The following is a 13,167-nucleotide window of genomic DNA, read 5'->3' as shown; positions in this document are numbered from 1 at the left end:
ACCGACGGAATAGCCCATAGGTGCATACGGTTGGATGTCAGTGTGAGTGAAGCCATCTCGATTGACATCTGGTCCGACATCGCCTGCCCCTGGTGCTACATCGGCAAGCGCAACCTCGAGAAGGGACTCGAAGCCGTCGCCGGCGACGACGACGCCCCGCAGGTGAACATCACCTTCCACTCGTTCGAGCTCTCGCCCGACACTCCCGTCGACTTCGACGGCGATGAGATCGACTTCCTCGCCGGTCACAAGGGGATGCCTCGTGAGCAGGTCGAGCAGATGCTCTCGCACGTCACCGGTGTCGCCGAGAACGCCGGGCTCGAGTACCGCTTCGACCTGCTGCAGCACACGAACACGGTGAAGGCGCATGAGCTGCTGCACTTCGCGAAGGAGCAGGGCGTGCAGCACGAGATGGAAGAGCGGCTCATGTCCGCGTACTTCACCGAGGGCAAGCACGTCGGTCGCATCGACGACCTGGTCGAGCTCGCGGTCGAGGTGGGGCTGAACCCCGACGACACGCGTGAGGCTCTCGTCTCGGCACGCCACCTGGCCGATGTCCGTCAGGATCAGGCGCAGGCCCAGGCCTACGGCATCCAGGGCGTTCCGTTCTTCGTGATCGACGGGCAGTACGGCATCAGCGGCGCCCAGCCGCCCGCAGCTTTCGAGAACGTACTGCGCGATCTCTGGTCCAAGCGCGGCGAGACAGAGGCCGAGAGCGAGACCGCCGCGGTCTAGCGGTCAGGCTCCGCCGGAGCGAGCGCGGTCAACGCGTCGTACCAGGTCTGCTGATTCGTGCCGACGTAGCCGACGACTGCAGACCAGTGCGAGCCGTGGCCATCCGCGAACATGGATGACCACGGCTCGCGGCCGTGTGCATGCGCGGTGGTGAGCAGCTCGAGCATCGCCGCGGCGCGTCGGTGCATCATCGCGGGCAGCCGGGTCCTGAGCTCGCCCGAGGCGCCGTAACCGTCGACGAAGGCTCGAAGGCCCTCGGCGGCGACCTCCGGGGCGACCTCGACGGCCGAGAGCGTGAACGTCTGAGCCGCATAGGCGAGATCCCAGAGACGGGTGCTCGGTGCCGCGGCATCCCAGTCGATGAAGACCCATCGGTCTCCGATGACGAGGTTCCACGGCGCGAGGTCGTTGTGACAGATGATCTCCGCACCCGGCGCAGGGATGGCAGTATCCCAGAGCGCATCAGCCGAAGGAGAGAACGTCTCGCTCGCGTCGTGTATCGCCCGCACGATCGCGCCGACGCGTCGCAATCCGTCTGCGGTCAGAGGCTCGACGTCGACCGCGACAGGCCCCGGTACGAACTCGATGCGCTGTCGTCGTCGCTCGTCCTGACCGCGCGGTGTCGGAACATCGACACCGCGTGCGCGCACATGCGACATGAAGGCATGAACGCTCGGCGTCGAGGCGGCCCACTGCTTGCGGACGGTATCGCCGATTCGGATGACGGTGCCGCTCGCATTCCCGCCGGACAGCGTCTGCTCGTCGTCCATGCCCCGACACTATCCAGCCGACGGAGACGACGCGGCGTTCTAGCGAGTCAGCGCGCCCTCGATCGCTGCGACGATCTCGGGGTCGTTCGGCTTCTGCTTCGGGCGGAAGCGCACGACCTCGCCATCCGGCAGCACGAGGAACTTCTCGAAGTTCCACTCGACGCGGCCGGCCTTGCCACCGGCATCCGGCGTCTCTTTCAACGTCTTGTAGAGCTCGGTGGCGTTCTTGCCGTTGACCTTCACCTTGTCGTTGATGGGGAAGGTCACGCCGTAGGTGGTGGAGCAGAACTCCATGATCTGATCGACCGAACCCGGCTCCTGACCGAAGAACTGGTTGCAGGGGAATCCGACGACGCTGAACCCGCGATCGCCGTACAGACGCTGCAGTTCTTCGAGCTGCTCGTACTGCGGGGTGAGGCCGCACTTCGACGCGACGTTGACCACGAGTACGACGTCGGCACCGAGATCGTCGATCGTCTTCTCGTTGCCGTCGGCGTCTGTGAAGGGGATGGAGCGCACTGCGGGATCGGTCATATTCACAGCTTAGGTCGATGCGCCGATACCGGCTCCGTGTCTGGGAGAATGGGAGGGCCATGACTCTCGCCACCGCCTCCGCTCGCACCCTCAACATCGGTCCGATCGCACTCGACGTACCGGTCGTGCTCGCACCCATGGCGGGCATCACCAACACCGCTTTCCGTCGCCTCTGCCGCGAGTACGGCGCAGGGCTGTATGTGAGCGAGATGATCACGTCGCGGGCGCTGGTCGAGCGCAACGAGACGACGATGCGACTTATCCGCCACCACGAGTCCGAGACTCCGCGGTCGATCCAGCTCTACGGCGTCGACCCGCACACGATTTCTGAGGCCGTCCGCATCATCGTCGCCGAAGACCACGCCGACCACATCGATCTGAACTTCGGCTGCCCGGTGCCCAAGGTCACCCGCAAGGGCGGGGGAGCAGCCCTGCCGTGGAAGAGCACGCTGTTCTCGCAGATCGTCACTCAGGCGGTCAAGGCAGCGGGCGACGTGCCGCTGACCATCAAGATGCGCAAGGGCATCGATCCCGACCACCTGACCTACCTGGATGCGGGTCGCGCCGCCGAAGACGCAGGTGTCTCGGCGATCGCGCTGCACGCGCGCACGGCGAGCGAGTTCTACTCCGGCTTCGCCGACTGGAACGCCATCGGCGAGCTCAAGCAGGCGGTCACGAGCGTCCCGGTGCTCGGCAACGGCGACATCTGGTCGGCCGACGACGCCGTGCGCATGATGCAGCAGACCGACTGCGACGGCGTGGTCGTCGGACGCGGGTGCCTCGGTCGCCCGTGGCTCTTCGGCGAGCTCGCCGCGGCGTTCGGCGCCGAATCCCACCCGGTCAATGCGACTCTCGGTTTCGTGGCGGACGCCTTCCGTCGTCATGCCGAACTGCTGGTCGAGTTCTTCGAAGACGAGGATCGCGGATGCCGCGATGTGCGCAAGCACGTCGCCTGGTACTTCAAGGGCTACCCGGTCGGCGGCGACATCCGCACCGGACTCGCGACCGCATCGAGCCTCGCTGAGATCGACGAACTGCTCGGTCAGCTCGATCACACGGCTCCCTATCCCGGTGCGGATGCCGAAGGTCAGCGCGGTCGATCCGGACGTCCGAAGCGACCGGCGCTGCCGGACAAATGGCTGGAGTCGCGCGAGCTCGCGGCATCGGCATCCGAGATGATGCGAGGGGCGGAGATCGAGAACAGTGGCGGCTGATCCTCAGGCATACCCGGCGCGCGGTCGCTCGGACGGATACGACCCGCGCGACGCCGAGCGATTCTTCGCCGAGACCCATCGATCCGAACGCGACGACTTCGCCCGCGATCGCGCGCGCGTGCTGCACTCCGCGGCTCTTCGACGCCTGGCGGCCAAGACGCAGGTGCTCAGCCCGGCGAGCACGGCGGACTTCGCCCGCAACCGCCTGACTCACTCGCTCGAGGTCGCTCAGGTGGGACGCGAACTCGCGACCGCGCTCGGTGTCTCGGCCGATGTCGTCGACACCGCCTGTCTCAGCCATGACCTCGGGCACCCTCCGTTCGGTCACAACGGCGAGCGTGCGCTCAACGAGTGGGCAGAGCCGATCGGCGGCTTCGAAGGCAACGCGCAGTCCCTGCGCATCCTGACGCGGCTCGAGGCCAAGGCCATCGATGACAACGGTCAGTCGGTCGGCCTCAACCTCACCAGGGCCAGCCTCGACGCGACGTGCAAGTACCCGTGGACCGTCGACAGCCCGGTGCCCGATCCGGGCGGACGCCTCAAGTTCGGCGTGTATCCCGAAGACGAAGCCGTGTTCCGCTGGATGCGCGACGGTGTCCCGGGGCGGCGGCGCTGTATCGAGGCGGAGATCATGGATCTCTCCGACGACATCGGCTATTCCGTGCACGACTTCGAGGATGCGATCCTCAACGGCTACGTCGACGTCTCCCAGCTCGCCGACCCGCAGGCGCACGAGGCGCTGATCGACCGCATCCAGCAGTGGGTGGGATACGACTTCACGCGCGATGAGCTCGCCGATGCTCTCTACCGTCTGTCGTCTCAGCCGATGTGGCTGCAGTCGTTCGACCGGTCTCGTCGGGATCTCGCTCGGCTCAAGAACCTCACGAGTGACTTCATCGGTCGCTTCGCGCGCGCAGCCGTATCGGCCACGCGCGAGGCGTATGCCGGCCCGGCCCTCGTGCGCTACAACGCGCACGTCGTCGTGCCGCGCGTCATCGAGGCCGAGATCGCCGTTCTCAAGGGCATCATGGGGCAGGCGATCGTGACGATCGAGGCCCGCAAGGGCGTCTACAAGGAGCAGCGCCGCGTGCTCAAGCGACTCGCCGATGCGCTGTGGTCGACCGACACCCTCTGGTCGGCAGGCGCCGATGTGCTCGAGCCCGCCTTCTCCGCCGACTTCGTCGCCGCGACGACGGATGCCGAACGCGCACGGGTGATCGTCGACCAGATCGCGAGCCTCACGGATCAGAGCGCGATCGACTGGCACAACAGGTTGGTCGGCGAGATCGACCCCGCAGAGGTCGGCATCTGGACACCACGTCACGCGCGGCCGGGTGCGCGGGAGCACACGCCGCGGCAGGCGGTCGTCGAAGGGGCCGGCTGATGCCCCGCATCCGCCAGGCCGACGTCGACGAGGTCAAGGCCCGCACGAACATCGCCGACATCGTCGGCGAGCGCCTCGCCCTGAAGTCCGCAGGTGTCGGCTCTCTCAAGGGCCTGTGCCCCTTCCATGACGAGAAGAGCCCGAGCTTCCACGTGCGGCCGCAGGTCGGCTACTACCACTGTTTCGGCTGCGGCGAGTCGGGCGACGTCTACTCGTTCCTGCGCGAGATGGACCACGTCAGCTTCACCGAGGCCGTCGAGCGTCTCGCCGGCCGCATCGGATACTCCTTGCACTATGAGGACGGCGGGTCGGCTCCGGAGACGAGTGGTCGCAGCCGCCTGTACGCGGCCAACACCGCCGCCGCGGAGTACTTCCGGGCGCAGTTGCTCACCGCCGATGCCGAGGCTGGACGCCGTTTTCTCGGCGAGCGGGGATTCGACGCGGGTGCTGCCGCGCATTTCGGCGTCGGCTTCGCGCCGCGCGGGTGGGACAAGATGCTGAAGGCTCTCACCGCGCAGGGGTTCACCCGCGACGAGCTGAGTGCCGCCGGCCTGGTGTCGACGGGGCAGCGCGGCGTCTACGACCGCTTCCGCGGCCGTCTCGTCTGGCCGATCCGCGACGTGTCGGGTCAGACCATCGGGTTCGGCGCGCGCAAGCTGTTCGACGATGACCAGGGCCCGAAGTACCTGAACACCCCCGAGACTCCGATCTACAAGAAGGCCCAGGTCCTCTACGGTCTCGATCTCGCCAAGCGCGACATCTCGCGTGGAGACCCTCGTCGGGTCGTGGTGGTCGAGGGGTACACCGATGTCATGGCCTGCCACCTCGCGGGGCTCACGACCGCGATCGCGACGTGCGGCACCGCGTTCGGAACCGATCACATCAAGGTGCTGCGTCGCGTCATGGGCGACGACAACGCCTCGGGAGAGGTCGTCTTCACCTTCGACGGCGATGAGGCCGGGCAGAAGGCGGCTCTCCGGGCCTTCACGGAGGATGACCGCTTCAACGCTCAGACCTTCGTTGCGGTGGCGCCCGACGGGCTCGACCCGTGCGACCTCAGGCTGCAACGCGGCGATGCGGCCGTGCGCTCGCTGATGGAGACGAAGCAGCCGATGTTCGAGTTCGCGATCGACAGGAAGCTCAGCGGATTCGACCTCTCGACGGTCGAAGGTCGTGTGGGCGCCCTTCGTGCGGCAGCGCCGATCGTTGCCGAGATCCGCGATCGTCTGCTGCGACCCGGCTATGAGCGCGTGCTGGCCCGGCGACTGGGCATGGACCCCACCGAGGTGCGCAACGAGGTCGAGCGTGCAGCGCGTGGGGGATCGCAGACGTCGAGACACGAGTCGACGAGGCACGAGAGCGCTGGCGACTCCGCTTCCGGCACGCCGGGCGTGGCGCCGGTCACCCTCGCGAGCCTGCCGCGCACTGCGGATGCGGCCGTGGAACGAGATGCCCTGATGGGCGCTCTGCAATACGGACATCAGATCGATCAGGAACTGCTCACGCGGGCGCTCAGTGCGCCGTTCCGCACACCGGGGCTGGATGCGGTGCGTGAGGCGGTCGCTTCGGCATCCGATCGGACTCGAGCCGGTTGGGTGACGGACACCGTCAACTCCGTTCGCGAGCCCTACCGGTCGCTCGCGGGCGAACTGCTGATGACCCCGTTCCCGGCGCGCAACGAAGAAGGCGCCGTCGCTTCGACGACCGACCTCGCCAAGCGACTCATCATGCGCATTCTGGAGCATGAGAAGCAGGAGCTCCTCGGAGCGGTGCAGCGGGTTCCGGCGGACTCCGACGGCGGGCGTGCGCTGCGGATGCGCCTTCGCGACATCGACGTCGAGCGTCAGCGGTTCGCCGAGTCGTAACGGCGGCTGTCAGGCGCAGCAGGGCAGGATGGAAGAATGTTCTCTCGGCCCGAATCGACCAATGCGATCGACAGCTCAGATCTGGTGATCGACCGCATCGGGCACAGCGGCGCGACCCGCGCCATCGACGGAGTCAGCTTCTCGCTCGCGCCCGGTGAGCTCATCTGCGTCGCCGGCCCGACCGGCTCTGGCAAGTCCACTCTGGTCGCCGCGCTGGCGGGTTCGACCGATCCGTCCGTCCGGGTCGTGGGCGGCAGTGCACAGGTCTGTGGAGTCGACATCCGCCGGCCGGGTCGCAAGCATCGTCTGCTCACCTACCGCACCGGTTTCGTGCCGCAGGGTGCGGGCGCCGACCTTCCTCCGCAGCTCACGGTCAGCGAGGTCATCTCCGAGCCGATCCTGATTCGCGAGAAGCGGGTGAACACCAAAGCTCTGTCCATCCGAGTCGCGACGCTCCTCGATGAGCTGCACCTGCCTCTCGGTTCGGCATCGAAGTTCCCTTATGAGCTGAGTGCAGGCATGCGCCAGCGGGTCGCGATCGCCAGGTCGTTCGTGCTCGAGCCCCGGGTGCTCATCGCTGACGAGATCCTCGCCAACCTCGATCTCGAGGTACGCCCCGTGGTGTTCGACGCGATCACCCGACGCCGCAAGGAGCAGGGGATGGGGGCGCTGCTGGTCACGAACGACGCCGATTTCATTCGCGAGCTAAACGCTGAGACGCTGATGCTGCGCGGCGGTCATGTGGTCGCACGCGGTGTCGGCAAGGACCTGCTGTGGGCCCCGAATGCCGAGGCGGATTCCGGGCACTGACGGGGTCGCCGACGACACGCCCGACCTGCGGCCCGTGTCACGACCACGCTCTGGAGTTTGCTAGGATTGACGAGTTGCCCGCGCAGCGGAGCACATTCCTCGGTAGCTCAATTGGCAGAGCAGCCGGCTGTTAACCGGCAGGTTCTTGGTTCGAGTCCAAGCCGGGGAGCCAATGAAAAGCCCCTCTTCGGAGGGGCTTTTCCCTTTGGGTCCTCATTCCTTGAGGCGTCCTCTTCGAGAGGCACAGTCGCATCCGTGCTCACAGCAGAAAGAGGCCCCGTCGAGTGACGGGGCCTCTTTCTGCGAATCAGAGTCAGATCAGCGTGCAGCGCCCTCGAGCGAGCCCTCGATCTGACCCGCGGGGTCAGAGATGACGCATTGCACCACGCGGTCGTTCAGCTCATCCCAGGTCTGCTGGGTCGGGGTGATCGGGTAGACCTCGAGAGTCGAGGTTTCGTAGGCAACGCCGACGAAGCTCGCGTACGCGTCGCCGATGCACTCCTGCGAAGCGGCGTCGATAGCCTCCTCCGAGAAATCGCCATCGTCCATGGTGATCTCGTAGAAGACTTCCTGGTCGTGCGGCTCAGCGCACGGAACGACGTCGATGTCCTCGAGGAGACCGCTGGGAGCCTCCATCATGCAGTCGCCGACCTTCAGCGCAAAGATGTCGATGTTCGCGCTCTCGGTGACCTGTCCGGTCTCCTCGTCGCGGTCTGCGTCTCCGGCGCCTCCGCCCAGAATGCCGTTCAGCGCGCTACAGCCGGTCAGTGCGACCGACAGCGCCACAGCAGAACCTGCCAGCGCCAGTGCGCGTCGCGTGCGCATTTTCATCATTTCGTCCCCTCCAGAGCCTCGGTGAACGGGTATATCGATATCCCGCCTCAAGCACGCTATCCGGCGCGGAGTCTGTGATGCAACTCGGAGAAGGCTTTGATTGGGCTGAAAGGCAGGTCAGCCTTCCAAGTCGTCGATGCCGGGTACCCAGCTGGCGCCGGGCTTGCCCCATCCGCGCTTCTTGGCGATCTTCTGCACGGTCTTCCAATCGCCGTCCGAGAGGCGATCGATGTACAGGATGCCGTCGAGGTGGTCGAATTCGTGCTGCATGATGCGCGCACGCCACCCGTCGACCGCGATCTCGACGGGGGAGCCGTCGAGATCGGTGCCCGTGACGCGCACCCGCTCGGAGCGACGCAGCGGGAATCGCTCGCCGGGGAACGAAAGGCATCCTTCGGACTCGAGCTCGTCGTCCGGCTCGCCCGGTTCCAGCGGCACCATCCAGAGCTCGGGATTGATGATGACCCCGCGCCACGGCTGGTCGTCGTCGTCCACGTAGGCGTACGTGTAAATGCGCAGAGGCACGCCGACCTGAGGGGCGGCCAGGCCGACACCGGGGGCGGTGTCCATCGTCTCGAACATGTCGGCGATGAGCGTGCGGATGTCGTCGGTGATCTCTTCGACGACGGATGCGGGGGAGTGCAGGACGGGATCGCCCATGATGCGAATAGGAAGAACAGCCACGCCATAACCCTACTCGGCGTGTATCGCCGGGTAGGGTCGTAGGGTGAGCATCTCCGTATGGATGGCTGGGGCGGAAGACGTCACCGACCAGCTGGTAGGCGCGTTCCAGAACCCGGGACTGCTCCTCGGCATCCCCCTTGCACTTGCGGGTGCGGTCTTCATGTCGCTCGGTGCGCAGTACCAGCATCGCGGCGTGGAGAAGATGGAACGGCTCAGCGGTGCCGACGGCGCGTCCGGCCTCTCGATCGCCCAGGTTCGTGGGCTGCTGACGCGTCCGTCGTGGCTCGTCGGGACACTGATGCTCGGCTTGGCCATCGTGTGCCAACTCGCGGCCCTGACCGTCGCGCCGTTGATCGTCGTTCAGCCGCTCGGCGCGATCGCTCTCGTCCTGACGACGCTGCTCAACGCCCGCATCTCGGGGCACTCACCGACCAAGCAGTCGATCACTGCGATCGTCTGCTGCGTCGGCGGAATCTTCCTCTTCGTCTTCTTCGCGGCGATCTTCGCCACAGAGAAAGAGGTCACCGACACCGAGCTCTTCACGATCCTGGCGATCCTGCTCGTCGTGATCATCATCCTCGGCGCATGCTGGCTCGTCCTTCGTCACCGCATGCGCGCGCTCTTCTACATCGTCGGCGCAGGAATCCTCTACGGCTTCGTCGCGACGCTCGCGAAGGTCGTCATCAAGCGCGTCCAGGCGGGCAACTTCGACTGGATCACCATCGTGTGCGTGATCGCCCTGATCGCCGCGGCGGCTGTCGGCGCCTACTTCGTGCAGACGGCGTACAGCTCTGGCCCGCCGGATCTGGTCATCGCCGGCCTCACCGTCGTCGACCCTCTGGTCGCCGTGATCATCGGTATGGTCGTCCTCGGCGAGGCGGCAGCGGCACCGCCGTGGGTCCTCGTGATCTTCGGAGTCGCCGGTGCCATCGCGATCTGGGGCGTCGTCAATCTCGCGCGTTATCACCCACAGGTTCTGAGCGACAGCCAGGACCTGGGAATCCCCCGGGGCAGTGACGAGAAGCCGAAAGACGCCGGGGCCTGAGCGGGCTGACTCAGTACGCCGGATCGATCAGATCAGGCGACACCTCTGAGGCCGCAGCCTCGTCGACGAAGAACACCGTGCGCTTGCGCCCCTTAGCCCCGGCCGCGGGAACGTTCGTGTAGCTCGCACCGGCAAGGGCGAGGCCGAGCGCCGACGCCTTGTCTGCTCCCGTGAGAACGAGCCAGACACGCTTCGAAGCGTTGAGCACCGGGCGCGTCAGCGTGACTCGCTCGGGCGGCGGCTTGGGGGAGTCTCGCACCGGCAGCGCGGCGGCATCCGTCACCGTGACCTCGGGGCGATCGGGGAAGAGCGAGGCGATGTGGCCGTCAGGCCCTACGCCCAAGAAGCAGACGGCGAACGACGGCCACGGGTGGTCGTCGGTGCCGTAGCGAGCGAGCTCTGCCGCGTAGGCCGCGGCAGCCTCGTCGAGGGTCAGGCTCTCGCCCGCTGCAGCGACCTCGTGCACGTTCTCGGCAGGAACCGGGATGTGGTCGAGAAGAGCCTCGCGCGACTGCACAGCGTTGCGATCGGCGTCGTTACGTGCGACGAACCGTTCATCGCCCCACCAGAAGTGCACCAGCGACCAGTCGATCTGAGCCGACCGAGGGTCGTCGCGCGTCGCCCGCAGCACCGCGCCGCCCATCGAACCGCCCGTGAGGGCGATATGAGCGATGCGGCCGTTTCGCGTGCGGGCACGCAGGCGCGTCAGGAACCGATCGGCCACGCTCGCGGCGAGTGCCGCGGGCGTGGACTCGACCACGACCCGCTTCTCAGCGGATGCTGTCTGCGTCGACATCATTCTCCTGTCTCGGGCGGACCCAGCTTCTCCCAGCCCTCGGTGATGACTCGACCGTACAGGACGTCGGGGTCGAGGCGACGCAGCTCCTCGGCGAGGCACTCGCGCAGGGTGCGGCGGGGGAGGTGGAGGTCGTGATCGGGCTGATCAGGCTGCGTCAGCACTGCCACGCCGGGCGTCGGGCGCTCGAGCAGGATGTCACCGGACGAGCGGTGAAGCCGCACCGACTTGATGCCCTCCTGCCAGTGCTCCGGGTCTTCGTACGACCATTTGACCGGGATATCGAGGGCCATCTGCAACCACGCGGCCAGCAGGGCCGTCGACGGCGAGGCGGACCCACCGCGAACCTCGACGGCGGTGACCTCTTCGAACGGGGGCTGGTCGAGCACTGCCGCCAGCTGCTCCCGCCAATGGGTGAGTCGCGTCCACGCGAGATCGGTGTCTCCCGGAGCATGCGTCGCCCCGAGCTGCGCGAGGCGATCGCGCACGTCGGGTGCCGTCGCCGCATCGGTGATGCGTCGCTGCGCGATCTTGCCGAGCGGCGACGCGGCCGGAGACGTCGGTGCCTCTTCGGGCCACCAGGCGACGACCGGGGCGTCGGGCAGAAGCAGTCCGGTGACGAGGCTCTCTTCGTTGCTCGCGGCGTCTCCGTAGGCGCGGAGTACGACCACCTCAGAGGCTCCGGCGTCGCCACCGACGCGGATCTGCGCGTCGAGTCTGGCGTCGCCCTCGCCCGTGGTGAGCACGATGACGCGCATGGGGTGCTCGCGTGACGCGTCGTTGGCCGCGTCGATCGCGGCTTCGGCGACACCGTTGCGGGCCGAGATGATCAGCGTGAGCACACGGCCGAGCGCGACAGCACCGCCTTCTTCGCGCACCTTGACGAGATGCTTGGCGACCTGGCTGACGGTCGTGTCGGGAAGGTCGATGATCATGGGCGTCTCCAGACTCGTCCGTCACGGGCAAGGAGGTCGTCGGCGGATGCCGGACCCCATGAACCGGGTGCGTACTGGTCGACCGGGCCGCCCTCGGCTGCCCAGTACTTCTCCACGGGGTCGAGGATCTTCCAGGAGAGCTCGACCTCTTCGTGACGCGGGAACAGCGGCGGATCGCCCAGCAGGACGTCGAGGATCAGTCGCTCGTATGCCTCGGGGCTCGCCTCGGTGAACGCGTGGCCGTAGCCGAAGTCCATGGTGACGTCGCGCACGTTGGTTCCGTTGCCCGGCACCTTGGAGCCGAAGCGGATCGTGACACCCTCATCCGGCTGCACGCGGATCACGAGCGCGTTCTGGCCGAGCTCCGACGTGTTCGAACGGCCGAACAGGTGCTCCGGCGCCTTCTTGAAGACGACGGCGACCTCGGTCACGCGACGGCCGAGGCGCTTTCCGGTGCGCAGGTAGAACGGCACACCGGCCCAGCGGCGGGTGTCGATCTCGAGCTTGATCGCGGCGTAGGTCTCGGTGGCCGACTCAGGATTCATGCCTTCCTCGTCGAGGAAGCCGGTGACCTGCTCGCCGCCCTGCCAGCCGCCCGCGTACTGCCCGCGCGCGGTCGCGAGGGAGAGGTCGTCGGGCACGTGCACCGCGGCCAGCACCTTCTCCTTCTCGGCACGCAGATGCTCGGCAGACAGGCTGATCGGCTCTTCCATGGCGGTGAGCGCGAGCAACTGCAGCAGGTGATTCTGGATGACGTCGCGCGCGGCGCCGACACCGTCGTAGTAGCCGGCACGGCCTCCGACGCCGATGTCCTCGGCCATGGTGATCTGCACGTGGTCGACGTAGTTGCGGTTCCAGATCGGCTCGTACAGCTCGTTCGCGAAGCGCAGTGCCAGGATGTTCTGGACCGTCTCCTTGCCGAGGTAGTGGTCGATGCGGAAGATGGAGTCGGCCGAGAACGCCACTTCGAGGGCGGCGTTGAGCTCGCGCGCGGACTCGAGGTCGTGGCCGAACGGCTTCTCGATCACGACACGGCGCCAGCGCTCGTCGTCATCGTCGTTCGCTCCAACGAGACCCGAGTCCTTGAGCTGCTTCGCGACGAGAGGGAAGTCCTTCGGCGGGATCGACAGGTAGAACGCGTGGTTGCCCATCGTGCCGCGTTCGACGTCGAGCTGGTCGACGGTCTCACGGAGCTTGCGGAACGACTCGGGGTTGTCGAACTCACCCGAGACGAAGCGGATGCCCTGGAGAAGCTGCGCCCAGGTCTCCTCGCGGAACGGCGTGCGCGCATGCTGCTTGACCGCGTCGTAGACGACCTGCGCGAAGTCCTGGTCCTCCCAGTCGCGTCGGGCGAAGCCGACGAGAGCGAATCCGGGTGGCAGGAGCCCGCGGTTGGCGAGGTCGTAGACAGCGGGCATGAGCTTCTTGCGTGACAGGTCTCCGGTCACACCGAAGATCACGAGTGCACTGGGCCCCGCGATCCGGTTGAGGCGGCGATCATCGGGGTCACGCAGCGGGTTGTGCCCGCGCGAGATGGGAACAGACATCAGTGGGGGATTCT

The 13,167-nt window shown here is 66.8% G+C and carries 13 protein-coding genes and 1 tRNA gene; 7 read left to right on the top strand and 7 right to left on the bottom strand.

All coding sequences use genetic code 11. The features are described 5' to 3' along the window. Positions 1-42: 42 nt before the first annotated feature. Positions 43-735, top strand: coding sequence for a DsbA family oxidoreductase (locus FIV50_RS10035; protein ID WP_140037310.1), 693 nt, complete (start codon positions 43-45; stop codon positions 733-735). On the opposite strand, the gene FIV50_RS10030 is transcribed toward FIV50_RS10035, so the two are convergent. Both FIV50_RS10030 and FIV50_RS10025 read right to left on the bottom strand, forming a co-directional pair. Continuing rightward, positions 732-1,505, bottom strand: a complete 774-nt coding sequence (locus FIV50_RS10030) for a phosphotransferase (RefSeq protein WP_140037309.1) — start codon at positions 1,503-1,505, stop codon at positions 732-734. The genes FIV50_RS10035 and FIV50_RS10030 overlap by 4 nt on opposite strands. A 39-nt stretch (positions 1,506-1,544) precedes the next feature. Beyond that, positions 1,545-2,039 (bottom strand): glutathione peroxidase, encoded by a 495-nt coding sequence (locus tag FIV50_RS10025; RefSeq protein ID WP_140037308.1) that lies wholly within the window; start codon positions 2,037-2,039, stop codon positions 1,545-1,547. Between the two features lie 59 nt (positions 2,040-2,098). Between FIV50_RS10025 and dusB the strand changes: the two genes are divergently transcribed. From dusB to FIV50_RS10000, 5 genes are all read left to right on the top strand, one after another. After that, entirely contained in the window at positions 2,099-3,253 is a 1,155-nt protein-coding gene (gene dusB, locus FIV50_RS10020; protein ID WP_140037307.1) for a tRNA dihydrouridine synthase DusB, read from the top strand. Then, positions 3,243-4,637, top strand: coding sequence for a deoxyguanosinetriphosphate triphosphohydrolase (locus FIV50_RS10015; protein WP_140037306.1), 1,395 nt, complete (start codon positions 3,243-3,245; stop codon positions 4,635-4,637). Before dusB ends, FIV50_RS10015 begins: the two co-directional genes overlap by 11 nt. After that, positions 4,637-6,502, top strand: coding sequence for a DNA primase (gene dnaG, locus FIV50_RS10010; RefSeq protein WP_140037305.1), 1,866 nt, complete (start codon positions 4,637-4,639; stop codon positions 6,500-6,502). The genes FIV50_RS10015 and dnaG overlap by 1 nt, the downstream gene beginning before the upstream one ends. 36 nt (positions 6,503-6,538) lie before the next feature. Beyond that, positions 6,539-7,312, top strand: coding sequence for an ATP-binding cassette domain-containing protein (locus FIV50_RS10005; protein WP_140037304.1), 774 nt, complete (start codon positions 6,539-6,541; stop codon positions 7,310-7,312). 96 nt (positions 7,313-7,408) lie between these two features. Next, positions 7,409-7,484: transfer RNA gene (locus tag FIV50_RS10000), tRNA-Asn, on the top strand. Between the two features lie 146 nt (positions 7,485-7,630). Here the strand turns inward: FIV50_RS10000 and FIV50_RS09995 are convergent. Together FIV50_RS09995 and def are read right to left on the bottom strand one after the other, a co-directional pair. Next, positions 7,631-8,137 (bottom strand): septum formation family protein, encoded by a 507-nt coding sequence (locus FIV50_RS09995; RefSeq protein WP_258184208.1) that lies wholly within the window; start codon positions 8,135-8,137, stop codon positions 7,631-7,633. Between the two features lie 126 nt (positions 8,138-8,263). Then, a complete protein-coding gene (gene def, locus FIV50_RS09990) occupies positions 8,264-8,830 on the bottom strand; it encodes a peptide deformylase (protein WP_140037302.1) in 567 nt (188 codons plus the stop codon). A 61-nt stretch (positions 8,831-8,891) separates the two neighbouring features. Between def and FIV50_RS09985 the strand changes: the two genes are divergently transcribed. Continuing rightward, the gene (locus FIV50_RS09985) at positions 8,892-9,875 is read left to right on the top strand and encodes a DMT family transporter (RefSeq protein ID WP_140038721.1); all 984 of its coding nucleotides are present in this window, start codon (positions 8,892-8,894) and stop codon (positions 9,873-9,875) included. A gap of 10 nt (positions 9,876-9,885) precedes the next feature. Here FIV50_RS09985 and pgl read toward each other — a convergent pair whose 3' ends face one another. Genes pgl through zwf form a run of 3 tightly spaced genes read right to left on the bottom strand, consistent with a single transcriptional unit; the run spans position 9,886 to position 13,153 of the window. Next, positions 9,886-10,671: a 6-phosphogluconolactonase gene (gene pgl, locus FIV50_RS09980; protein ID WP_181164195.1), complete on the bottom strand. Its 786-nt coding sequence runs from the start codon at positions 10,669-10,671 to the stop codon at positions 9,886-9,888. Continuing rightward, complete coding sequence (locus FIV50_RS09975; protein ID WP_140037300.1) at positions 10,671-11,606, bottom strand: glucose-6-phosphate dehydrogenase assembly protein OpcA; 936 nt, start codon at positions 11,604-11,606, stop codon at positions 10,671-10,673. The genes pgl and FIV50_RS09975 overlap by 1 nt, the downstream gene beginning before the upstream one ends. Then, a complete protein-coding gene (zwf, locus tag FIV50_RS09970; protein WP_140037299.1) occupies positions 11,603-13,153 on the bottom strand; it encodes a glucose-6-phosphate dehydrogenase in 1,551 nt (516 codons plus the stop codon). The genes FIV50_RS09975 and zwf overlap by 4 nt, the downstream gene beginning before the upstream one ends. Between the last annotated feature and the right edge of the window lie 14 nt (positions 13,154-13,167).

The organism is Microbacterium foliorum (genome assembly GCF_006385575.1).
GTDB lineage: Bacteria > Actinomycetota > Actinomycetes > Actinomycetales > Microbacteriaceae > Microbacterium > Microbacterium foliorum_B.
This window is presented reverse-complemented; position numbering and strand designations above follow the sequence as displayed.